Origin of the sequence: Streptomyces himastatinicus ATCC 53653, from assembly GCF_000158915.1 — a bacterium.
Classification (GTDB): domain Bacteria; phylum Actinomycetota; class Actinomycetes; order Streptomycetales; family Streptomycetaceae; genus Streptomyces; species Streptomyces himastatinicus.
The window spans coordinates 395,901-417,546 of the sequence record NZ_GG657754.1 but is presented as its reverse complement, the minus strand read 5'-3'; the positions used below and the strand labels follow the sequence as shown (position 1 = coordinate 417,546).

At 70.9% G+C, this 21,646-nt stretch carries 18 protein-coding genes; 6 read left to right on the top strand and 12 right to left on the bottom strand.

Annotated elements, in window-relative coordinates; translation table 11 throughout:
* Window positions 1–110: 110 nt before the first annotated feature.
* Complete coding sequence (gene polX, locus SSOG_RS01760) at window positions 111–1,856, bottom strand: DNA polymerase/3'-5' exonuclease PolX (protein WP_009712471.1); 1,746 nt, start codon at window positions 1,854–1,856, stop codon at window positions 111–113.
* A 177-nt stretch (window positions 1,857–2,033) separates the two neighbouring features.
* Here polX and SSOG_RS01755 point away from each other — a divergent pair, with 177 nt between their 5' ends.
* Entirely contained in the window at window positions 2,034–3,191 is a 1,158-nt protein-coding gene (locus tag SSOG_RS01755) for a baeRF2 domain-containing protein (RefSeq protein ID WP_009712470.1), read from the top strand.
* A 387-nt stretch (window positions 3,192–3,578) separates the two neighbouring features.
* Here SSOG_RS01755 and SSOG_RS01750 read toward each other — a convergent pair whose 3' ends face one another.
* The 5 genes from SSOG_RS01750 to bglX form a co-directional block, all read right to left on the bottom strand.
* On the bottom strand, window positions 3,579–4,268 hold the full coding sequence (locus SSOG_RS01750; RefSeq protein ID WP_039936303.1) for an HdeD family acid-resistance protein: 690 nt from the start codon (window positions 4,266–4,268) through the stop codon (window positions 3,579–3,581).
* 88 nt (window positions 4,269–4,356) lie between these two features.
* Window positions 4,357–5,193, bottom strand: a complete 837-nt coding sequence (locus SSOG_RS01745; RefSeq protein WP_009712468.1) for an SDR family oxidoreductase — start codon at window positions 5,191–5,193, stop codon at window positions 4,357–4,359.
* Between the two features lie 154 nt (window positions 5,194–5,347).
* Window positions 5,348–6,172 carry a SigB/SigF/SigG family RNA polymerase sigma factor gene (locus SSOG_RS01740; RefSeq protein WP_009712467.1) on the bottom strand — a complete coding sequence of 275 codons (825 nt, stop codon included), beginning with the start codon at window positions 6,170–6,172 and terminating at the stop codon, window positions 5,348–5,350.
* Between the two features lie 241 nt (window positions 6,173–6,413).
* Complete coding sequence (locus SSOG_RS01735) at window positions 6,414–7,337, bottom strand: AEC family transporter (RefSeq protein ID WP_009712466.1); 924 nt, start codon at window positions 7,335–7,337, stop codon at window positions 6,414–6,416.
* Between the two features lie 184 nt (window positions 7,338–7,521).
* On the bottom strand, window positions 7,522–9,825 hold the full coding sequence (gene bglX / locus SSOG_RS01730) for a beta-glucosidase BglX (protein ID WP_078510217.1): 2,304 nt from the start codon (window positions 9,823–9,825) through the stop codon (window positions 7,522–7,524).
* Between the two features lie 220 nt (window positions 9,826–10,045).
* Here bglX and SSOG_RS01725 point away from each other — a divergent pair, with 220 nt between their 5' ends.
* Genes SSOG_RS01725 through SSOG_RS01715 form a run of 3 tightly spaced genes read left to right on the top strand, consistent with a single transcriptional unit; the run spans window position 10,046 to window position 13,219 of the window.
* A complete protein-coding gene (locus SSOG_RS01725; protein ID WP_009712464.1) occupies window positions 10,046–11,425 on the top strand; it encodes an MFS transporter in 1,380 nt (459 codons plus the stop codon).
* A gap of 12 nt (window positions 11,426–11,437) precedes the next feature.
* Complete coding sequence (locus SSOG_RS01720; RefSeq protein ID WP_009712463.1) at window positions 11,438–12,508, top strand: sialidase family protein; 1,071 nt, start codon at window positions 11,438–11,440, stop codon at window positions 12,506–12,508.
* A gap of 36 nt (window positions 12,509–12,544) precedes the next feature.
* Entirely contained in the window at window positions 12,545–13,219 is a 675-nt protein-coding gene (locus SSOG_RS01715; RefSeq protein ID WP_009712462.1) for a GntR family transcriptional regulator, read from the top strand.
* A 41-nt stretch (window positions 13,220–13,260) separates the two neighbouring features.
* Here the strand turns inward: SSOG_RS01715 and SSOG_RS01710 are convergent, their stop codons facing one another.
* The 6 genes from SSOG_RS01710 to SSOG_RS01685 all read right to left on the bottom strand — a co-directional run bounded on the left by SSOG_RS01710 (window position 13,261) and on the right by SSOG_RS01685 (window position 18,951).
* Window positions 13,261–13,941 carry a GntR family transcriptional regulator gene (locus SSOG_RS01710; protein WP_039936297.1) on the bottom strand — a complete coding sequence of 227 codons (681 nt, stop codon included), beginning with the start codon at window positions 13,939–13,941 and terminating at the stop codon, window positions 13,261–13,263.
* Between the two features lie 105 nt (window positions 13,942–14,046).
* Window positions 14,047–15,534: an aldehyde dehydrogenase gene (locus SSOG_RS01705; RefSeq protein ID WP_009712460.1), complete on the bottom strand. Its 1,488-nt coding sequence runs from the start codon at window positions 15,532–15,534 to the stop codon at window positions 14,047–14,049.
* Window positions 15,531–16,343 (bottom strand): alpha/beta fold hydrolase, encoded by an 813-nt coding sequence (locus SSOG_RS01700; protein ID WP_078510216.1) that lies wholly within the window; start codon window positions 16,341–16,343, stop codon window positions 15,531–15,533. Before SSOG_RS01700 ends, SSOG_RS01705 begins: the two co-directional genes overlap by 4 nt.
* A 5-nt stretch (window positions 16,344–16,348) precedes the next feature.
* Window positions 16,349–16,900, bottom strand: coding sequence for an amino acid synthesis family protein (locus tag SSOG_RS01695; protein WP_009712458.1), 552 nt, complete (start codon window positions 16,898–16,900; stop codon window positions 16,349–16,351).
* Between the two features lie 310 nt (window positions 16,901–17,210).
* Window positions 17,211–17,819: an amino acid synthesis family protein gene (locus SSOG_RS01690; RefSeq protein WP_039936295.1), complete on the bottom strand. Its 609-nt coding sequence runs from the start codon at window positions 17,817–17,819 to the stop codon at window positions 17,211–17,213.
* Window positions 17,812–18,951, bottom strand: a complete 1,140-nt coding sequence (locus SSOG_RS01685) for an LLM class flavin-dependent oxidoreductase (RefSeq protein WP_039936293.1) — start codon at window positions 18,949–18,951, stop codon at window positions 17,812–17,814. Before SSOG_RS01685 ends, SSOG_RS01690 begins: the two co-directional genes overlap by 8 nt.
* Window positions 18,952–19,170: 219 nt before the next feature.
* On the opposite strand from SSOG_RS01685, the gene SSOG_RS01680 reads away from it, so the two are divergent.
* Window positions 19,171–20,088, top strand: a complete 918-nt coding sequence (locus SSOG_RS01680; RefSeq protein ID WP_039936291.1) for a flavin reductase — start codon at window positions 19,171–19,173, stop codon at window positions 20,086–20,088.
* Window positions 20,089–20,179: 91 nt separating this feature from the next.
* Window positions 20,180–21,613 carry a purine-cytosine permease family protein gene (locus SSOG_RS01675; RefSeq protein ID WP_039936289.1) on the top strand — a complete coding sequence of 478 codons (1,434 nt, stop codon included), beginning with the start codon at window positions 20,180–20,182 and terminating at the stop codon, window positions 21,611–21,613.
* Window positions 21,614–21,646: the final 33 nt, after the last annotated feature.

Here is a 21,646-nt window from a genome sequence, read left to right as displayed (position 1 = left end):
GGCGACCAGCCGCGGGCAGGCGCGGCACCGGCTCACCCGCTCGTCCAGCTCGGCGAGGGTGCGGGCGCCGGGAGCGCGGCGGGCGGGTTCGGAAGCGGGATCCGTTGCGGTCATACGTCGCGCGAGTGCCCCGATCCCTTGCGCAGGAAACGCCGCAGCCGGGTCAGCGGCCAGGTGTTGATGACATCGTCGGTGGTCAGCCAGGCGCGCTGGGCCATGCCCACCCCGTACCGCGGATTGGCGAGGTCCAGCGTCGAGTGCGCGTCGCTGTCGATGGCGAACACCACGCCGTGCTCCTTCGCCCGCAGGATGTTCTCGTCCGACAGGTCAAGACGGTTCGGATGCGCGTTGATCTCCAGCGCCGTGCCGGTACGGGCACACGCGGCGAACACCGCGTCCAGGTCGGCGTCGACGCCGGGCCGCTTGCCGAGGATCCGGGTCGTCGGATGGCCGATGATGTTGACGTGCGGGTTCTCGCAGGCCCGCAGGAACCGCCGGGTCATGGTGTCCCGGTCCTGGCCGAACTGCGTGTGCACCGAGGCCACGCACAGATCGAAGCCCTCGAGGAAGTCGTCGGGCCAGTCCACCTCTCCGTCGGCATCGATGTTCAGCTCCACCCCGTGCAGCAGCCGCATGTCCCGGCGGCCGCGCCCGCGGTCCATGGCGCGCAGCCGCTCCCGCTGGGCAAGGATCTTCTCCTTCGTCATCTGCTGCATGTACAGCTTCGGGGCGTGGTCGGTGACGGCGTAGTACGCGTAACCGCGCCGCTCCGCCGTGGCGATCATGTTCTCCAGCGGTTCGAGGCCGTCGGTGAGATCGGTGTGGGTGTGCAGATCGCCGCGCAGCTCGGATTCGCTGACCAGCGTGGGCAGTTGGCCCTCCAGCGCGGCCTTCACCTCGCCGCGGTCCTCGCGCATGGTCGGCGGGATCCAGTCCATGCCGAGCCGCGCGTACACGTCCTCCTCGCTGCGGGAGGCGATCTTCTTTCCGCTCTTGGTCTCGAAGAGGCCGTATTCGGAGAGCTTGAGGCCGTGGCGCACCGCGATCGCGCGGACGCGGATGTTGTGGGCCTTGGACCCGGTGAAGTACAGCAGCCCCGCGCCCCAGGAGTCGAGCGGCAGCACCCGCAGATCCACCTGGAGCCCCTTGGTGGTGCGGATCGAGGTCTTCTTCTCGCCGTGCGCGATGATCTCGGCGGTGTACGGGAGCGCGGTGAACGCGTCCATGAAGGCGGCCGATTCGGCCGCCGCCACCAGGATGTCCACATCGCCCACGGTCTCCCGCATCCGGCGCAGCGACCCTGCGTACGCCACCCGCTCACAGCCCGGTACCCGGGACAGCGCGGCCACGATGTCGTCGGCGACGTCCATGGCGTCGTCGAGCGGGACCCGGCCGCCCGCGGCCCGCAGCAGCCCGATGCCGTGCAGGATGTTCTCCTCGGACTTCGGCCCGAAGCCCTTGAGGTCGCGCAGCCGGTGTTCTTCGATCGCGGTGGCCAGCTGCTCGACCGAGGCGATGTCCAGCTCCTCGTACAGCAGCATGGCCTTCTTCGGCCCGAGCGCCGGGATCGCGGTCAGCTCCCGCACCCCGGCCGGGATCTTGGAGCGCGCCTGCTCGACGGCGGGCACGTGTCCGGTGCGCAGATACTCGACGACCTTCTCGGCGATCGACTTGCCGACGTTGGGGATCTCCCGCAGCCCCTTCACATCGAGCCCCGACACATCGGTGGGATGCCCGCCGATCGACCGTGCGGCCTTCTCGTAGGCGCGCGCCCTGAACGCGTCCCCGCCCGTGATCAGGAGGAGATCGGCGTACTCACGCAGGAGGGCTTCGACCTCCTCGTTGGAGCGAGCCATGCGACAAATTCTAGTCGCCCTACGGCCGGACGGCGCTGGCGATCCCGGAGAGCTGGAGGGATGCTTGGTTCGTGAAGCGCCCCACGTGGCCGAAGCGGCGCGGGCCCACGCGGCCGAAGTGGCGCGGCGATCCGGACGCCCGTCCGGGTCGTGTGTTTCCCCGGTTTGGGGGAGGTCATGGACGTTGGATTCCTGAAGCCGTTGTTCGATCGTCCCGGTCCCTGGGCGTGCGTGTACCTCGACACCTCGCGTGCCACGGAGGACGCCCCCACGCGGCGCCGGCTGCGGGAGCGGTTCGTGGCCGGTCAGCTGACCGCCCAGGGCGCCGATTCCCGCACCCGTGAGGCGGTGGTGAGCAGGCTGGCCGGTGAGCGGGCGGCCACCGCCTCCGCCGGACGGGCGCTGTTCGCGGCGGACGGCGAGGTGGTGCTCGACCTGCCGCTGGCCGCGTCCCCGGGCGACGTCGTCACGTCCTGGTCGCCGCTGCCCCGGGTGGCGCCGCTGGCGTCGCTGCGCGGCGAGTGGCCGTCGTGCCTGGTGGCGTACGTCGACCGGACGGGTGCCGACCTGGAGCTGCGCGACGAGGGCGGGGCCCGCCCGGTGTGTCGCGCCACGGGCCGGGCGCCACGGGGCCGCGGCCACCGGTCGGTGCCCGCCGACCGGTACGAGTGGCACTACCGCAACCGGGTCGAGAACGGCTGGGAGCACACCGCGGACCTCGTCGCCGAGGAGCTGGTACGGCAGTGGCCGGACAGCGGCGCGCCCCTGCTGGTGCTGGCGGGCGATCCGCGCGAGCGCAGGGCGGTGCGCGACCGGCTGCCCGAGCCGCTGCGGGAGCGTGCGGTGGAGGCGCGGCACGGCAGCCGGGCGCCCGGATCCGCCCGGGACCTGCTGGAGGCGGAGATCGACCATGCCCGCGCGGACCACGCCCGCGCCCATCTGGAAGCCGTGCTCGATCTCTTCCGTGCCGGGCGCGGCCGCCCCGGCGGGCACATCGCGACCGGCCACGACGGCTCCGCGCCGAGCGGGGCGGCGGAGGGGGTGCCCGCGGTGGTGGAGGCGCTGCGCAGCCACCAGGCGGCCACCCTGCTGCTGGGCCAGGCGGGCGGCGACATGCGCCACGAGGTGTGGATCGGTCCCGGTGCCGATCAGGTGGCGGTGCAGCGGGCCCAGGTGCGGGCGCTGGGCGTGAGCGCGCCCGAACCGGCGCGCGCGGACGACGCGCTGATGCGGTCCGCGGCGGTGGCCGACACCGAGGTGCTGCTGGTCCCCGAGGGCCTGTCGGGGCCCGCCGGAGGGCTGGGCGCGGTGCTGCGCTGGCACGGGCAGGGCTGAGCGCCGTACCGTCAGGGGCCGCCGGGCGCACGTGTTCTGAAATCGTGTCGAAAGCTATTTTTTCTCGGCGAGTCAGTCACCTGAGGGAAGTTCACACTTTTGTATGCTTTCTTCAGCGCGTCGTTCCCCCCTGAACGGACAGTCACTGTCCGTACGGTCACGAAAGGGGCTCCCAATGCAGCAAGCGATGGAGGTTCGCCCACCGGTACCCAGCCGTTCCAGTAGTAGATGGCGTCGATACGGTCGGCTCGCCGCCGCGAATTTCGTGCGGGGCGCGTCGTATGCATGCGGCACCGCGGCCATCGGCCTGATGGCGTGGTGGGTGCAGACTCACTAGCCCCCCTGGTTGTCGCGACAGCCGCTCGGGGCGGCTGTCGCGGCGGTTTTTTACGGCTGCGGATGGGGCTGATGGCGGAACCGGAAGCCGTGATGTGCCTTGCGGGGTTCGTGGCCTCCGAGCCGGGCTCGCAGCTGGATCCCGTGAATGACCTCGATGATGCCCAGAACGAGCAGCCAGACGCCGGTCACCAGGGTGAGCGCGGCGATGGAGCCGAAGGGCGACACGATCAGCACGATTCCGGCCAGGGCGCTGACGACACCGAGGAAGATCTGCCAGCCGCGGGCGGGGATTCCCTCGTCCTGGACGGCCGTGACGGTGTGCATGACGCCCCGCAGCAGCCAGGCGAATCCGATCCACAGGGCGAGCAGCAGGACCGACTGGGCCGGACCGCGGAAGCAGAGCAGGCCGAGGAACACGCTCACCGCGCCGCTGACGAAGCTGAGCACCCGCATCGACCGCGGGGTGTGTGCCCCGAAGGCCCCGACCAGCTGGAAGATGCCGCTGATCAGCAGATAGACACCGAACAGGGCGCCGACCACCGCCAGGGTGGCCGCCGGCCACACCAGCACCAGCAGCCCCAGCACGATCGCGGCCAGGCCCGCGGTCAGCAGCACCTGCCAGGCGGCGTCCGACAGGGTGCCCAGGAGTCCGGTGAAGGGCACCTCCGGGCCGGTGGCGCGCTCATCGCGCTCATTCCGCTGATCGGCGCCACGTGAGTTGTCCGAGGGGGACGTCATCGTCGTTCACCTCCTTGAGGAAACGGTGACACCACCATCCTCGCTCCACGCGCGCCGAATCGCCTGGTGGCGGCCGGTGGTGCCGAGGTCAGCCGCCCGTGGCGAAGCCGGGGAAGAGGGTCATCCCGCCGTCCACGTAGAGCGTGGTGCCCACGACGTAGTCGCACAGGTCGGACGCGAGGACGACCGCGGCGTTCGCGATGTCCTGCGGATCGCCGATCCGGCCGTAGGGGATCAGCTCCAGCAGGGCGGTCCTGGCATCCTCGGTGTCCCACGCGTCACGGTTGATCGGCGTCTTGATGGCGCCCGGCGCGATCGCGTTCACCCGGATCTTCTCGGGCGCCAGCTCCTGGGCCATGGTCTGCATCATCATCGCCACGCCACCCTTCGACGACGCGTAGTTCACATGTCCGGCCCAGGGGATGACCTGGTGGACCGAGCTGACGCAGATGATCTTCCCGGCCGCCCGCGACACCTCCGGAACGACGCCGCGCCGCTGGAACTCCTTGACCGCCTCCCTGGCGCACAGGAACTGACCGGTGAGGTTGACGGAGAGCACCTTCTCCCAGTCCGCCAGGGCCATCTCCACCGTCGGGGCGTCACGCTGGAGGCCCGCGTTGGCGACCAGGATGTCGATCGTGCCGAGCCGGTCGACCATGGCGGACACCATGTCCACCACCTGGTCCTCCCGCGACACATCCGTCTGGTGGGCGTAGGCGCGCACACCGTGGCCCTCGAGCTCCTTCACGACGGCCTCGGCGGACGGCCGGTCGGAGACGTAGTTGACGACGACATCAGCGCCGGAGCGCCCCAGGGCGATCGCGATCGCCTTGCCGATGCCCGAGTTCGCCCCGGTGACCAGCGCCTTCTGGCCCTGGAGGAGCTTGAGGCCGGACACCGAGGGCGGGCCTTGGAGGGTGGTCACGGGCGTACTCCTTCGCTGGGCAACGGTGATCCGCGCCCCGACCCTCGCAGTCCGGAGCGGATCCCGGCGCTCTCCACGGCGCCACGGTCACCCGCTGAGGCGATGCACATCGTTCCAGCGGCGCAACGCGGGGGAGCGGCGGGCGGCACGTCGTTCAGTTGGCGCTCGGCTCGGCCAGCGCCTGGGCGCGCAGCGTCGAGCAGGTGCGGTTGATGAGCCGGGAGACATGCATCTGGGAGATGCCCAGCTGCTCGGCGATCCGGCTCTGGGTCATGTCGCAGAAGAACCGCATGTAGAGGATCTGGCGCTCCCGGGCGGGCAGCCGCCCAAGACCCGGGCGCACCGCCTCGCGGTCCACCACCCGGTCGTACGCGGGCTCCTGGCCGCCGAGCGTGTCCGCCAGCGAGTAGCCGTCGTCCGCGCCGGTCAGCTGGGCGTCCAGGGACAGCGGGGTGAAGCTGCCCATGGCCTCCATGCCGATGCGCACCTCTTTCTCGCTGAGGCCGGTGCGCTCGGCGATGGCCTCGGTGGGCACCGTGGCGTCGTCGAGGGAGTGGGACAGCTCCCGGTGTGCGGCCCGCACCCGGTTGCGCAGCTCCTGAACCCGGCGCGGTACGTGCAGCACCCACAGGTGGTCCCGGAAGTGGCGCTTGATCTCGCCGACGACGGTGGGCACCGCGAAACCCGCGAACGCCGTGCCGTGTTCGGGGTCGTACCGCTTGACGGCCTTCACCAGGCCGAGCGCGGCCACCTGCTCCAGGTCCTCGAGGGATTCGCCGCGGTTGCGGTACTGGCGGGCCAGGCGCTGCGCCATCGGCATCCACGCCTCCACCACCCGCTGCCGCAGCGCCTCCTTCTCCGGGCCCTCGGGGAGGCGGGCCATCTCGCGGAACTCGGCGTCGGTGTCGGGGGCGTCGTCATGCGGGTGCTTCGAGGAGCCGGAGCGGGGACGTGCCGTGTGCTGCGCTGCGGTCGTCATGTCACACACCTCCTGCGATGGGCTGACGGGGTCGCCTGGGACCGTGGCCGCTGCCATGCGGGAGCGCGCAGGATACGGACCGGTGGCCGCACCCTGGAGCGGTCGGACTGCTCCCGCGGTGCGTGCCTCCGGTCCGAAGCACGAATAACCGCCTGCCCGGGGCCTCCAGGGGTAAACCCCACCCGATTCCGGGCCGGACACCGTGCGCCGGGCGCCGCCCCGGCCCGGTGGTGCCGAGCCCTCAGCCCAGCAGCGCCGCCACCGTGAAGAGCACCGGCACGGCCAGCACCGTGGACAGCAGGATGGATTCGCGCGCCAGGATGGTGCTCGTCTCGTAGCGCACGGCGTAGGTGAACAGGTTCTGCGCCGCGGGGAGCGCGGAGGTGACGACGGCCGCGAAGAGGGCGGTCCCGGTGAGCCCGAAGACACCGGCCGCGATGGCCCACGCCACCACCGGCTGGCCGAAGGACTTCAGCGCCACCGACAGCAGCACCGGGCCGCGCTCCTCGCCGCGCCCGGGCAGTGCGCTGCCCGGCAGCGAGATCCCGAAGGCCAGCAGCACGGCGGGTACGGCCATGCTGCCCACCAGGTGGAACGGTTCCATGAGGGGCCCGGGCGCCCGCCACCCGGTGGCGGCCACCGCGACCCCGGACAGCGAGCCGATCACGATGGGGTTGCGGAACGGGCTGGTCAGCCGGCGCAGTATCGAGGGCGGGTGTTCGCCGGGGCGGCTGAGATCGATGACGGTGAGCGCGATCGGTGTCATGACCAGTTGCTGGAACAGCAGCACCGGGGCGATGAGGGACGCGTCGCCGAGGACGTACATGGCGATCGGGATGCCGAGGTTGCCCGCGTTCACATAACTGGCGCACAGGGCACCGATCGTGGTGCGGCCCACGCTCCACTTGCGCACCGCGCCGACCGCGACGAACGCGCCCGCCACCACGAAGGTGCTCAGGGCCGTGACGAGCAGCGGGGTCGAGACGATGACGGCGAGATCGGCGTGGGCCAGCGTGGTGAACAGCAGCGCGGGGGAGGCGACGTTGAAGGAGAGCTTGGTCAGCACCTCCCGGCCCTGCCCGCCCAGCGCCCCGCGGAGGCCGAGCACATAGCCGGTGACGATGATGCTCGCGATGACGCCGAAGCCCGTGATCACACCGCCCACGGGACCTCCGCCCGGCCGGGGGGCCGGTGGGCCGCGAGGTGCCGCGGGGCGGGGTGTCTTCTCGGGTCGCGGGGCAAGGGGCAGGGCGCGGCGGTCATCTTCGGTGTCTTCCCGGGCTGGAGTTGTCAGCATGCACCCTACAAGTAACCCGGTGTATCTGTGCAGAAGACGGGACGCCGTCCCACTATGTGATCGTCAGGGTGCGTTCACTCCTCGCCCGTGAGCTGTTGCCCGCGTAGATCTGGATCTCGCCCTTCTCCACCGTGAACGTGCCGTCCCGGTCGTGGGTCCAGAACCCCAGGTCCTCCGCGCCCAGCCGGAAGCGCACGGTGGTGGACTTCCCCGCGCCGAGCGTCACCCGGCGGAAGCCGCACAGCCGCCGCACCGGTTGCACCAGGCTCGCCACCGGATCGCGCAGATACACCTGCACCACCTCGTCGCCCTCGCGCTTTCCGGTGTTCCGCACCGTGACCGCCACCTCCACGGTGTCGCCCTTGCGCAGCGCGTCGGCCGCGATACGGCTGACGGACAGCTTCGGCTCGCCGATGTCGAAGGTGGTGTAGCTGAGGCCGTGGCCGAAGGCGAACTGCGGGCCGTCGGCGAGGTCCAGGTACTTGGAGGTGTACTTGTTGTCCGGGTCGTAGGGGCGCCCGGTGTTCTCGTGGTTGTAGTAGATGGGGATCTGCCCGGCCGAGCGCGGGAAGGACACCGGCAGCTTGCCGCCCGGGTTCACGGTGCCGAACAGGACGTCCGCGATGGCGTTCCCGCCCTCGATACCCGGATGCCACGCCTGGAGCACCGCGGGTGCCGAGTCCAGCCAGCCGCCCATCGTCAGCGGGCGCCCGCTGACCTGGACCACGACGAAGGGCGTGCCGGTGTCCGCGATCGCCGCGATCAGCTTCTCCTGCTGCCCGGGCAGGCTGATGTCGCTGCGTACGGCGGCCTCCCCGCTGAGCGCCGAGGCCTCCCCGACCACGACGACCGCCACCTCGGCCGCCCTGGCGACCGCGGCGGCCTTCGCGATGCCACCGGTGTCCTTGCCTGCCGGGTCGACACCGGGGGCATGGGCGACCCGGGCCTTCGGCGCGGCGTCCTTGACCGCGTCGAGGACGGTGACCGGCGGAAACGCGTCCGCCCAGGGCCCGGCCCAGGAGCCGCGCAGATCGGTGGAGTCGGCGAAGGGCCCGACGACGGCGATGGAGGAGGCCGACGCGCTGAGGGGGAGGAGAGGTCCCTTCCCCTTCCCGGCCGGGGTGTTCTTGAGCAGCACCATGGTGCGCCCGGCCGTCTCGCGGGCCGCCGCCCGGGACGCCTTGGTGGGCTCCTCGATCGCCGCGTCCTCGTCCACATAGGGGTGTTCGAAGAGCCCGAGCCGGAACTTGAGCCGCAGGATGCGGGCCACCGCGTCGTCCAGCCGGGCGGTGGTGATCGCGCCGCTGCGCAGCAGCCGCTTGCCGTGGTCGGCGAGGGTGGTGCTGGCCATTTCCATGTCGACCCCGGCGTTCAGCGCCTGCCGTCCGGCGTCGGCGTGGTCGGCGGCGAAGCCGTGGACCGTCATTTCCTGAATGCCGTTGTAGTCGCTGACGACGACGCCGCCGAACTCCCACTCGTCCTTGAGGATGTCGGTGAGGGTGTGCCGGTTGCCGTGGGCGGGGACCCCGCTGATGGTGTTGAAACTCGCCATGACGGTGGCCACCCCGGCATCCACCGCCGCCAGGAACGGCCCGAGGTAGAGGTTGCGCAGCCGGGCCTCGGAGACGTCCACCGTGTTGTAGTCGCGGCCGCCCTCGGCACCGCCGTACGCGACGAAGTGCTTGGCGCACGCCGCGAGCCGGTCCTTCGCCGCCAGGTCCTCGCCCTGGTAGCCGCGGGTCTTGGCGGCGGCGATCGCGGCCGTCAGATGCGGATCCTCGCCGCTGCCCTCCGAGATCCGCCCCCAGCGCGGTTCGTGGGTGACGTCCATCATCGGGGAGAAGGCCCAGTGCACCCCGTTGGAGCGGGCCTCCTTCGCGGACACCTCGGCGTCCCGCGCGGCCACCGCCGGGTCGAAGCTCGCGGCCTGGGCCAGCGGGATGGGGAACGTGGTCCACATGCCATGGATGACATCGAGCCCGAACACCAGCGGGATGCCCAGGCGTGATTCCTCGACGGCCATCCGCTGGAGCGTGTTGGTGTTCTTCGCCCCGTAGATGTTGAGCACGGAGCCCAGCCGTCCCTGCCGGGCCGCCTTCTCGGCCTCGGCGGTCTGCCCGCCGCCGGGTCCGGTGTCGCCGGTCCAGGCGAGCTGCTGGAGCTGGCCCAGCTTCTCCTCGACCGTCATCCGCCCCAGCAGGGCCTGCACCTTGGCCTCGTACGGGGCGGGCTCCGCCGCGGGCCGCTCGCCCGGGCCCGGGCGCTCCCGGGCGTGGGCGGTGCCGGTCGCGGCCTTGCCCGCGATGGCCGTGCCACCGGCCGCGGCGAGCACCGTTCGTCTGCGCACACCATTCATGTTCTTCGCCCCTTGAAGAGTCTTGAAGAGTTCTGAGGGTGTTCCGGGTGTCCGACGGGTTTGATCTTTCAAAAGTTGAACCGAAGTTACGGAGCCGTTTCCGGGGCGTCAAGGGTGCCTATTGACGGGCGTGGTGCGGGATCCCATACTCATCGCCACGGTTAACCGTGAACGGTTAACTGATTTCCAGGGCAATGAGGCCCCAGAGCAGGAGAACCACATGACCTCACGCCACGCGTCCGCCCAACTCCGTCGCACCGTGTTGTCGAGCTTCATCGGCAACACCATCGAGTTCTATGACTTCCTGCTCTATGGCCTCGCCAGCGCGCTGGTGTTCGGCGATCTCTTCTTCCCGAGCCTGAGCCCGTTCGCGGGCACCCTCGCCTCGTTCGCCACCTTCGGCATCGGCTTCATCGCCCGCCCGCTCGGCGGCTTCGTCTTCGGCCACCTCGGCGACACCATCGGCCGGAAGACCACGCTGGTCACGACGTTGTGCGGGATGGGCGCCGCCACCTTCGCCGTCGGTCTGCTGCCAACGTACGACACCATCGGCATCTGGGCACCGGTCCTCCTCGTGGTGCTGCGCTTCATCCAGGGCTTCATGGTCGGCGGCGAATGGGGCGGCGCCATGCTGATGGTCGTCGAGAACGCCCCGGCACACCGCCGCGGCTTCTTCAGCGCCTGGCCCAACACCGGCGGCTTCTCCGGACAGCTGCTGGCCACCGGAATGTTCGCGCTGATGGGCATGCTGCCCGACGGACAGTTCCAGTCCTGGGGCTGGCGCGTGCCGTTCCTGTGCAGCGCGGTGCTGGTGGGCGTGGGGCTGTGGATGCGCGGTCGGCTCGGTGAATCCGAGGTGTTCGAGCAGGTCAAGCAGGAGGAGGGCAAGGCCAAGGCGCCGCTGCTCGACGTGCTGCGCCATGACTGGCGGAGCGTGCTGCTGATCATGTCGCTGCGGTTCAGCGAGAGCGTGCCCTTCTTCCTGCTGACCGTCTTCGCGGTGTCCTACGGGCCCGAACACCTCGGCATCCCGAAGGCCACGCTGACCACCGCCATCATGATCGCCTCGGTGCTCGCCTTCCCCGCCCACGGCTTCTTCGGAGCGCTGTCCGACAAGGTGGGCCGCCGCCCGGTCTACGTCTACGGCGGCCTGGCCGCCGCGGCGCTGGCCTTCCCCGCGTTCTTGCTGCTGAAGTCCGGCTCGGCGGTGCTGATCGTGCTGGCGTACTGCCTGGTCATCAACCTCGCCCACAACGCCTGCAACGCCGTCCAACCCGCCCTGTTCACCGAGCTGTTCGGCTCCAAGGTCCGCTACAGCGGCGCCTCGGTCGGCGCCCAGCTCGGCGCGATCGTGGCCGGTGGCCTCACCCCCTTCATCGCCACCGCACTCACCGGCGGCGGCGACAACTGGGTCCCGGTGGCCGCGTACGCGAGCGCCGTCGCGCTGGTCTCGGCGGCCGCCGCGTACTTCTTCACCCCCGAGACCTCCCGCCGCGACCTGGTCGACACCAGCTCCGCAATGACGGCCGGGTCCGAGTCCGCGCCCGCGCCGGACACGGGGACCGCCAAGGCGCCGGAGACCGACACGGTCGCGCCCTGACAGGAGCCACCCATGACCGTCCACCGCGAGTTCGTCCTGCGCGACGACCCCCGCTTCGGTCACTGCCACGCCTCCACCCTGCTTCCGCTGCCGGACGGCGATGTGCTGGCCGCCTGGTTCGCCGGAAGCCGGGAGGGCGCGGACGACGTGGCGATCTGGCTGGCGCGGCGGACCGGCGGCGGGTGGGACGCGCCGGTGAAGGTGGCGGACGAGCCGGGGCTGCCGCACTGGAACCCCGCCCTGTTCGCCACCGGCCACGGCGAGGTGCTGCTCTTCTACAAGACCGGCCACCGCATCCCCGACTGGCGCACCCGGGTGCTGCGCTCCCGGGACGGCGGCCTGAGCTGGTCCGCCCCCGCCGAACTGGTGCCGGGCGCGGACGGGGCCGGTGGCCGCGGACCGGTGAAGAACAAGCCGCTCCGCCTCGCCGACGGCGGCTGGCTCGCGCCCGCCTCCGTCGAGGAGCCGCAGAGCGCCGGTGGCCGCTGGGACGCGTTCACCGACCGCTCGGACGACGGCGGCGCGAGCTGGCGGCGCTCCGCACCCGTCCCCCTGGACCGCCCGGCGTTCCCCGGCGCCGGGGTCATCGAGCCCGCGCTGTGGGAGAGCGCCCCGGGCGAGGTCCGGATGCTGCTGCGCAGCTCCTGCGGCCGGGTCTGCCGCAGCGCCTCCCACGACGGCGGGGTCATCTGGTCGACCGCGCGCCCGCTGGACGTACCGAACAACAACAGCGGTCTGGACGCCGTACGGCTCGCCGACGGCCGGGTGGTGCTGGCGCACAATCCGGTGGCCGCCGAGTGGGGCGCGCGCACCCCGCTGGTGCTGTCCGTCTCCGAGGACGACGGGATCACCTGGCGCCGGGCGGTGGTGCTGGAGGACCGCCCGGCCTCCGGCCCCGGCGCCATCGTCCCGGACGAGACGGGCGTGCGGACCGACGGCCACAGCGAGTTCTCGTACCCTGCGATCGTGCCCTGGGCGGACGGCGTCGCCGTCACGTACACCTGGCAGCGGCGCGGCATCGCCTTCGTCACCGTTTCCGAAGCTGTCCTGAGGAGGAATAATGAGTCGACGGTTAACCGTTGACTGAAGGACGTTCCGCCCCCCAGAAGGAGCCCGTCGGTGCCCATCACCTCGCTACAGCAGCAGTCCCTCGGCGATCTGGTCGCACACGAACTGCGCGTCCTCATCATCTCAGGACGGCAGCGCCCCGGCACCCACCTCGTCGAAGGTGCCCTCGCCGAGCAGTACGACGTCAGCCGCGGCCCGGTCCGCGACGCGCTGCGGCAGCTGGAGGCCGAGGGGCTGGTCGAATCCCGCCGCCGCGGGGTCTTCGTCACCGGGCTCACAGAGGACGACGTGGACGAGCTGTACACGCTGCGCGAATCCCTGGAGACCCTCGCCCTCACCCTCGCCATCGGCCGGGCCGAACCCGGCGACTGGGACCGCGCCCAGGGCTTCGTCGACCGGATGCGGGACGCCGCCGACCGCTCCGCGCCCAGCGACTTCGCCCTCGCCGACCTGGAGTTCCACTCCCAGTTCTACGTACTGTCCGGGCACCGCCGGCTGGTCGCGGTCTGGGAGCAGTACCGCCCCACCTTCGGCGTCGTCCTCGATGTGACCAACGCCCAGGACGTCGATCTCCACCCCTCCGCCGAGGCCCATGTCGACCTGCTGAAAACCGTGCGCAGTGGCGAGACCGAGACCGCCGTCACCACCCTGCGGGAGCACCTCCTCGGCGCCAAGAACCGGCTCCGCTCGGCGCTGCGCGCCGCACGGGCCTCCGCCGACGGCTGACCGTCCGCGGTCCGCGCCCCCGGCCGCCGCGCCGGGGGACCTCAGACCCCGCGCTCGTCCATGCCCTGCATCAGCGCCTGGTGGCTGGCGCGGACGTGCTCGCGCATCACCCGCTCGGCGCCGTCGCCGTCCTTGGCCTGGATCAGGCTGAGGACGCGATGGTGTTCGGAGTCCGATTCGATGAGCCGCCCGGGGCGGGACAGCGAGGTGCGCACCAGGCGGGCGTAGGCGAGCTGGTTCATCAGGGTGCGGTAGTGCCCCTCCAGCTTGCTGTTGTCCGCGCCCTTGACGATCAGGTCGTGGAACTCGTGGACCAGCGCCGCGTACCGTTCGGCGTCGCCGTCCCTCACGGCCTGGTCGGCCGCCCGCATGCTGGCCTCCAGCTGATCCACCTCTGGCACGTTCCCGCGGAAGGCGAGCAGCCGGGCGGCGGCGCCCTCGAACAGCTCCTTCATCTGGAACAGCTCGGTCAGCTCACGGCGCGAGGGTACGGCGACGAACGTGCCGACCCGTGGCCGGACTTCGACCAGCCCCTCTATCTGGAGCTGCTTGAGGGCCTCGCGGATGGGCGTCCGGCTGACCCCGAAGGTCTCGGACAGCGCCATCTCGGACAGGCTGGAGCGAGGCGGCAGTTCACCACTGATGATCATCTGCCGCAGCTCTTCGGCGACCCGCGCCTGCATGCTGGTCTGCTGAAGCCGCTTGCCTGTGGGTTGTTGCATGGCACGGAACCGTAGGCGGGGCGCTCTCTCCCCGTCAACCTCGCCGTCGGTCAAGGGCAGGCCCATGTGATCTGCCATACAAGAGCGCTCCTGTCCGTCCCTACGTCACGACCTGAGGATGAACGGATCCCCGGCCGGTTCCTCGCTGGTGTTGATCCACACGCTCTTCAGCCGGGTGTACTCCCGGACCACCTCCGTGCCGTGCTCGGTGCCCATGCCGCTGTTCTTGAAGCCCGCCCGGGGCGACATCGGCGACATCGAACGGTAGGTGTTGGCCCACACCGTGCCCGCCTCCAGCCGGGCGGCCATCCGGTGCACCCGGTTCACATCCCGGGTCCACACGCCCGCCGCGAGGCCGTACGCCGAGTTGTTGGCGATGGAAAGGGCCTCCTCCTCGGAGTCGAACGGCATGACGGCGGCCACCGGCCCGAAGATCTCCTCCTGGCAGATCCGCAGCGTGTTGTCGACGCCGGTGAACACGGTGGGGGAGTAGAAGTACCCGCCGAGACCGGTGTCCGGCCGGCCCCCGCCGCAGACCACCTTTCCGCCCTCGGAGCGGCCGAGGTCGACGTACGACTCGACCTTCTCCAGCTGCTCGGCGATGGCCAGCGGGCCCAGCTCGGTGGCGTCGTCGAGGGGATCGCCGATCGCGATGGTGGCGGCCCGTGCCGACACCCGCTCCAGGATCTCGTCGTACACCTCGCGGTGCACCAGCACCCGGCTGCCCGCCACACAGGTCTGGCCCGCGGCGGCGAACACCCCGGCGATCACGCCCATGGCGGCGGAGCCCAGATCGGCGTCCGGGAAGATGATGTTGGGCGATTTGCCGCCCAGCTCCAAGGTGCAGCGGATCAGCCGGTCGGCGCAGGTGCGGGCGATCCGGCGGCCGGTCTCGGTGGAGCCGGTGAAGCTCACCTTGGCCACGTCCCGGTGCTCGGTCAGCGGGCCGCCCGCGGTCGCGCCGAAGCCGGTGACCACGTTGACCACGCCCGGCGGGAAGCCCGCCCGCTCGAAGAGCGGGGCGAGGGTCAGCAGCGACGCCGAGGTGTGCTCCGAGGGTTTGATGACCATCGTGTTCCCGGCGGCCAGCGCCGGGGCCAGCTTGGTGGCGGTGAGCAGCAGCGGGGAGTTCCAGGGGGTGATGGCGCCCACCACGCCCACCGGTTCGCGCAGGGTGTAGTTGAGCAGTTCGCGGCTCGCGCCCGGGATGACCTCGCCCTGGATCTTGTCGGCGAGCCCCGCGTAGTAATAGAAGTACTCGGGCAGGCCCGCGAGTTGGGCCCGCATCTCGCGCAGCAGCTTGCCGTTGTCGAGGGATTCGGTGCGGGCCAGCTCCTCGGCGTGTTCGCCGATCAGATCGCCGAGGGTGCGCAGCAGCCGGCCGCGCCGGGTCTGGCTCAGATCGCGCCAGCGCGGATCCTCGAAGGCGGCGCGGGCGGCGCCCACCGCGCGCTCCACATCGGCGGCGGTGCCGTTCGCCGCCTCGTACCAGGGCTCGGCGGTGGCCGGGTTGACGCTGGCGAAGTAGCCGCCGTCGGCGGGGGCGGTCCACTCGCCCGCGATGTAGTGGTCATGGCGCGGCAGGCGGTTCATGAGCTGTGGCACTCCTGATGTCCGGTGTGGCTTCCGGTGTGGGTGAGGATCGCTTCGGTGAGTCGCTCCGGGCATTCCAGCGGCAGCAGATGGCGGGCCCCGGGCACGATCACCGCCCGGCCGCCGGGGATCCGCTGCGCGAGCCGGCGCGACATGGCGGGGGTCGAGCCGGGGTCGTCCTCCCCGGTCACCGCCAGGGTGGGGGCGGTGATCCGGGGCAGCAACGGCCACAGTCCGGCGTCGGCGGTCGCGAAGACGTCGTAACAGGCGAGGTACGAGACGGGGTCGTTGGCCAGCAGCGTGTCCAGCACCCGGCGCGCCAGGATGGGCTCCTGGGCCCGCCAGCCGGGCGAGAACCAGCGGTCGACCGCCGCCCAGGCGGACGCCCCGAAGTCCCGGGCCGCAACCTCCCGCCGCCGTGCCACCGCCGCGCGCTCGTCCTCCGAGCGCCCCGCCACCGAGCTGACCAGCGTCAGCGAGGCGGTGAGGTCCGGCCGGTCCAGACCGAGCCGCTGGGCGACCAGGGCGCCGAGCGAGAAGCCGACGAGGTGCGCGGGCCCGTTCAGCAGGGCCGCGACGTCCGCGGCCAGCTCGGCGAGCGACACCCCGGGGGCGGCGGCCGGGGAGGCGCCGTGGCCGCGCAGATCGACCAGCGTGACTTGGTGCCGGGCCGTGAGCGCGGGCAGGCACCGCTCCCACATCCTCCGGTCGAGCCCGACCCCGTGCAGCAGGACGAGGCCGGGCCCGGCGCCGTGCGTCTCGTGGCCCAGCGCGACCGGCGTGGCGGCCCGCGTCCCGGGCGTCCCCATGCCGCTCACTGCTCCGTGGCGAGCGGGGCCAGCCGGGCCTGGGGGCGGCCCTGGGCGGCGGCCGCGAGCCCGACCACGATCTCGTCGGCGCGCGGTCCGTCCGCCACCCGCACCTCGATGCTCTGGTGGTGCGAGCGGATCGTGGCATCGGTGATGTGCTTGAGCGGGATGTCGAAGACCGTGCCCGCGGCCGCGCGCTTCTCCACGGCGGGCAGCAGGGTGGTGGCCTTCGCCGCCTGCCGGAAGTGGTCGCCGAACTTGAGCGTGTGGATCAGCCCCGAGCCGTGCTCGATCTCCCCGTCCAGGCCCACGATCGCGGCCTTGCCGTACGCCTCGACCGGCGCGCCCAGCGCCTCGACCACCCGGGGCGCCAGCAGCTCGCCGAGCTTGGGCGCCACCTCGTCGATGCCCGGCAGCAGATCGGCCACGTAGCCCTGCCCGGCCCAGGGGTTCTCGATGATGGCGAGCACCACCGCGGTCCGGGCGGGCGGGTCCACGGGGCGGCCGCCCTCGCTGTGGATGTCCTCGGTGAAGGTGATGATCTTGCGGACGTTCACTTGGTCTCCTTTGAGGATGCCCCCGCCTTCAGGCGGGGGAGGAATCGGACTCCTGCGGAGCAGGGCAAGGAACGGTATTTCGCTTCTAGGGCGAAATACCGCCCACGCGATCGGGTAGAGTGCGTGTTGTGCGTCGCGAGAACCAAGCCCGCACAACGCGCTGCGCGAGAACCAAGCCAGTGCAACTCAATGCTTTCGGGCAACCGGGCAGGTTCCGTCCCGGCTGGTGCTGAGGGAGTAAGACCTTTCAGGTCGCTGACCTGCGGGGCTTTCTGAGCCAGGAATCCCTCCGCTTCAGCTGGGGGAGGGTTCAATTCACGGTCTCCATGTCTTCGAGATCGGCGAGGCGGATCAGGGGATCGGTGGCCCGGTCCCCGATGCGCGCGTTGGGGCGGGGGCCGGAGGCGCCGGCCGCGATGACGACGATCTCGTCGGGGCGGGGCGCGTCGGGGATGCGGATCTGGCACGTCTGGTAGTGCGAGCGGGTGGCGGCCGCCGTCTTGTGCCACAGCGGTACGGTCAGCGGCTCGCCCGCCGGGAGCCGGTCGTCGCTGAACACGATGATCGAGGTGCCCTCGGTCAGCTCCCGCAGGACGTTGCCGAAGAACGGGGTGTGGATCAGTGCCCCGCCGTGTTCGATCTCCCCGTTCAGACCGACGATCGCGGCCTTGCCGAACGACTCGACGCGGTCCACGCCGCCCAGCGCGTCGCTCACCCGGTCGGTGAGCAGCCGCGCAAGACCCGGGGCGATCCGCTCGACCTCGGGCTGGAGATCGGCGACCAGGCCCAGGCCCGCCCACGGGTTACGGATCACCGCGGCCGCCGCGACCCGGCGCACCGGCACGGCCACCGGCCGCCCCAGCTCCAGCAGCAGCTCGTCGGTGACGCTGACGACCTTGCGCAGACCCAGGTCACTCATGGCCGCCGCCACCGGTGAACCGCGGCATGACCTTCTCCGCGAACAGCTCCAGGCTGCGCATCGCCTTGCGGTGTTCCAGGCCGGGGTGGGTGGTCCACAGCAGCAGATGCTCCAGGCCCACCTCCTCCCGCAGCTCGGCGATCTTCTCGGAGACGTACTCGGGCGTGCCGACCAGCAGATTGCGCTCCGCCAGGAACTCGAAGGACAGCTCGTGGGCGTCGGTCAGCTCCTCGCCCGCCTCCATCAGGTTGCCCAGGCCCCGGAAGTGCATGATCCACCGGTAGGTGGTCATCAGCGCCTCCTCGAAGTCGGCCCGGGCCTGCTCCATGGTGTCGGCGACGTACACGTCCCGTACCAGGCCGATGCCCTCGCCGAGCGCGTACGCACGGCCGGACGCCTCGCTCGCGGTGGAGCGGTACAGCTCGAAGCGCTCCTTGAGCGCCGAGACCGGCGGCAGCCAGAACATCCCCTGGACCCCGTCGGCCGCGGCCGCCTGGATCGACCGCGGGCTGTCGATGACCTGCCACAGCGGCGGATGCGGGCGCTGCAACGGGTACGGGGTGACCTGCATCTTGGTGATGACCCCGTCCTCCATGTAGTCCGGGGTGGCGGGCGAGAGGGGGTGGTTCCACTTCACCCCCGGGGCGGGGAACTCGTAGAAGCGGCCGCGGTGCGAGAAGAACTCGCCGCTCCACGCCTTGCGGAGGATCTCCACGGTCTCGTCGTACAGCGCGCGGTTCTGCTCCTGGTCGCGCGGATCGGCGAGCGCGTTCAGATTGAGCGCCTCGCGCCCGTACAGCCCGCGGCCGAGGCCCACCTCGACCCGGCCGCCGGAGAGCTGGTCGAGCATGGCGATGTCCTCGGCGAGCCGCAGCGGATGCCAGAAGGTGGCGATGTTCGCCGCCTGGCCGATCCTGATGTTCTCGGTGCGGGCGGCGATGTCGGCGCCCATCAGAACCGGGTTCGGGGTGATCTCGATCGCCTCGTGGCCGAAGTGGTGCTCGGTGTACCAGGCGGACCAGAAGCCCGCCCGGTCTGCGGCGACCGCGAACTCCCGGGCCTCGTCCATGACTTCGGCGTAGGAGCCGAGCCGTCCCGGTGCTCCGAGGTTGTGGAATATCGAGAATCGCATGCAGCGTCCGTCCTGTTCTTCCGGGTCGCGCTGTGCCATGGCAGTGAGGCTAGGAGTCCGGTTAGGGGCCGTCAAGGGTTCACGTCTGGGCAACAAGTTTGACCTGTGTATTTGGTGCGAGACCGGTTCTTTCCCGGCTCATTTGTCCCAAGGTGTTGACAGTGACTGATGACGTTCCTACCGTCCTCTGCCATACAAGAGCTGAATGAGGGATCCGTCATGACGCACACTCTTGACCGCACCGCCCGCATCCGCTCCGCCTGGCAGGCCGCCTGGGATCAGGGCCGGGTGGAGGCGCTCGACGAACTGCTCAGCCCCGGCTACGTACGCCGCCGCGGCCCCGCCGCCGCGCCCCAGGACCGCGAGCAGTTCAAGAACTCCGTCCGCGCCATCCGTGAGGCGTTCCCCGATCTGCACACCGAGATCGAGGAGATCGTGGAGGACGGCGAGGGGCTGGCGATCCGCTGGCGCAGCACCGGCAGCCACACCGGCGACTTCCTCGGCGTGCCGCCCACCGGCCGCCCGGTCGAGGTCTCCGGTGCCACCTTCACCCACTTCGACGGCGGTGTGATCGCCGAGGAATGGGTGACATGGGACCCTCGCCAGCTGCTTGAGGCGCTGGGGATCATCACCACCACCCAGGAGGCGGCCGTCGACGCCGATCTGGTGCGCGGGGTGCACCGCAAGTTCATCACCGGTGTGACCGTGGTGACCACCGACGACGGCGGTACGCCCAGGGGGCTGGCCGTCAACGCCTTCTCCAGCATCTCGCTGGACCCGCCCATGGTGCTGGTGTGCGTGCAGCGCAGCTCCACCACCCACCCCGCGCTGCACCGGGCCACCCATCTGGGGATCAACATCCTCGCGGCGGGCCAGCTCGATGTCGCCAAGGTCTTCGCGTCCAAGTCGGACGACAAGTTCGCCGGGCTGTCCTGGACCGCGGGCACCCACGGCGCACCACTGATCGACGGGTCCTGCGCCCAGCTGGAGGTGGAGATCGGCGAACGGCTGGAAGCGGGCAGCCACACCGTCTTCACCGGCCGGGTGGTCGCGGCCCGTCACGAGGACCTGGCACCTCTGGTCTACAGTGGCGGTGGGTTTTTCGATATCTCGAACACAGCGCCTTTGCCGTGGTGAGACGCCCCCGGCCGCGCCTGGACCCACCCTTCCCCCCGCTCATCGCCACCCCTTGACGCCCAGATCTCCCCCTGTCCCCAGGAGCACGCCCATGACCCACGACGATGTGGCGCCGGTCTACGGCAGCGCCGTCACCAAAGTCGAACCCTTCGGGGTGGACCACATCCCCGACAACGAGCGGCACGGCAAACCCAGCTCACAGTTCTTCGTCTGGTTCGCCGCCGGTCTCAACTTCCCCATCATCCTGCTCGGATTCAGCGCGATCAGCCTGGGCCTCAGCTTCACCGGCGCGGTCGCCGCGATCATCGTCGGGGCCGGGGTCGGGTCGGTGCTGATGGCCGTGATGTCCAAGATGGGCGTACGGCTCGGGGTGCCGCAGCAGATCCAGGCGCGCGGGCCGCTGGGCTTCTTCGGAAACTTCCTGCCGGTGGCGTACATCAATGTGTTCGCCGGGGTCGGCTGGGCCTCGGTCACCGTGATCCTCGGTGGCAAGGCGATCGCCGAGCTGACGCATCTGCCCTACTGGCTCTGCGGACTGCTGCTCACCGCCATCGAACTGGTGGTGTCCATCTTCGGCTACAACATGATCAACTTCCTTCAGCGTGTGCTCACTTACGTGCTGACCCCGCTGTTCATGATGATCACGGTCGTGGCCCTGGTGCGTGGTGCGGGCACCTTCGACGCCAACCCGAAGGCGGACGGCTACATCGGTGGCACGGGCGGCTGGATCACCTTCTGCGGCTGGTTCCTCTCCTTCCTCGTCGCCTGGGCGCCGTTCGCCTCCGACTACTCGCGCTATCTGCCGGACACCCCGAAGGTGGTCAACCGCACCGCCTGGTACACCGGGTTCGGCAACTTCGTCACCATCGCCTGGCTCGGCATCCTGGGCGTCCTGGTCGGCTCGAACGCCAACAGCACCGACTCCATCACCGCCCTCCACGAACTGGCCGGGCCGTTCGCCGTCCCCGCGCTCATCGCGGTCGGCCTCTCGGCGCTCGCGCAGAACTTCCTCAACGTCTACGGCGGCGCGATCTCCGTCCAGACCCTGAAGGTGCCGGTCACCCGGACCCAGGCGGTCACCGTCATCTGTCTGCTGGCGTATGTCATCAGCCTGTGGGGCGAGTCGGGGATCGAGGAGAAGTTCTCCGTGTTCCTCAATCTCACCGCGTACTTCATCGCGCCGTTCGCCGTCGTGCTGCTCCTGGACTACTGGCTGGGCGGCCGCTCCGACCCGGCGCGGATCGCCGAACTGTACGACCGCGGACGGGTGCTCTCCTGGGGCTTCGTCGCCTGGGCGGGCGGCGTGGTGGCGTCCATACCGTTCTGGGAGTCCAAGCTGTACACCGGCGCGTTCGCCTCGGCGTACCCCGGCGCGGGCGACCTGAGCATGTACGTCGGCGCGGGCGCCTCCGTGGTGCTGTACCTGCTGACCTACCGGCTGAAGCCGCTGTGGGTCCGGGCGGGCGCGGACACCGACACCCCGGCCGGGCCGCCCGCGGAACCCGCGGCGGTGGCAAGGCCCTGACCGGCCCCGTGAGGAGCGGGCGGCATCGCGATG

Bases quoted from the DNA above. Each gene is read 5' to 3' on its own strand.
- polX (WP_009712471.1), bottom strand. From the start codon at position 1,856: ATGGCTCGCTCCAACGAGGAGGTCGAAGCCCTCCTGCGTGAGTACGCC.
- SSOG_RS01755 (WP_009712470.1), top strand. From the start codon at position 2,034: ATGGACGTTGGATTCCTGAAGCCGTTGTTCGATCGTCCCGGTCCCTGG.
- SSOG_RS01750 (WP_039936303.1), bottom strand. From the start codon at position 4,268: ATGACGTCCCCCTCGGACAACTCACGTGGCGCCGATCAGCGGAATGAG.
- SSOG_RS01740 (WP_009712467.1), bottom strand. From the start codon at position 6,172: ATGACGACCGCAGCGCAGCACACGGCACGTCCCCGCTCCGGCTCCTCG.
- bglX (WP_078510217.1), bottom strand. From the start codon at position 9,825: ATGAATGGTGTGCGCAGACGAACGGTGCTCGCCGCGGCCGGTGGCACG.
- SSOG_RS01725 (WP_009712464.1), top strand. From the start codon at position 10,046: ATGACCTCACGCCACGCGTCCGCCCAACTCCGTCGCACCGTGTTGTCG.
- SSOG_RS01720 (WP_009712463.1), top strand. From the start codon at position 11,438: ATGACCGTCCACCGCGAGTTCGTCCTGCGCGACGACCCCCGCTTCGGT.
- SSOG_RS01710 (WP_039936297.1), bottom strand. From the start codon at position 13,941: ATGCAACAACCCACAGGCAAGCGGCTTCAGCAGACCAGCATGCAGGCG.
- SSOG_RS01705 (WP_009712460.1), bottom strand. From the start codon at position 15,534: ATGAACCGCCTGCCGCGCCATGACCACTACATCGCGGGCGAGTGGACC.
- SSOG_RS01700 (WP_078510216.1), bottom strand. From the start codon at position 16,343: ATGGGGACGCCCGGGACGCGGGCCGCCACGCCGGTCGCGCTGGGCCAC.
- SSOG_RS01690 (WP_039936295.1), bottom strand. From the start codon at position 17,819: ATGAGTGACCTGGGTCTGCGCAAGGTCGTCAGCGTCACCGACGAGCTG.
- SSOG_RS01685 (WP_039936293.1), bottom strand. From the start codon at position 18,951: ATGCGATTCTCGATATTCCACAACCTCGGAGCACCGGGACGGCTCGGC.
- SSOG_RS01680 (WP_039936291.1), top strand. From the start codon at position 19,171: ATGACGCACACTCTTGACCGCACCGCCCGCATCCGCTCCGCCTGGCAG.
- SSOG_RS01675 (WP_039936289.1), top strand. From the start codon at position 20,180: ATGACCCACGACGATGTGGCGCCGGTCTACGGCAGCGCCGTCACCAAA.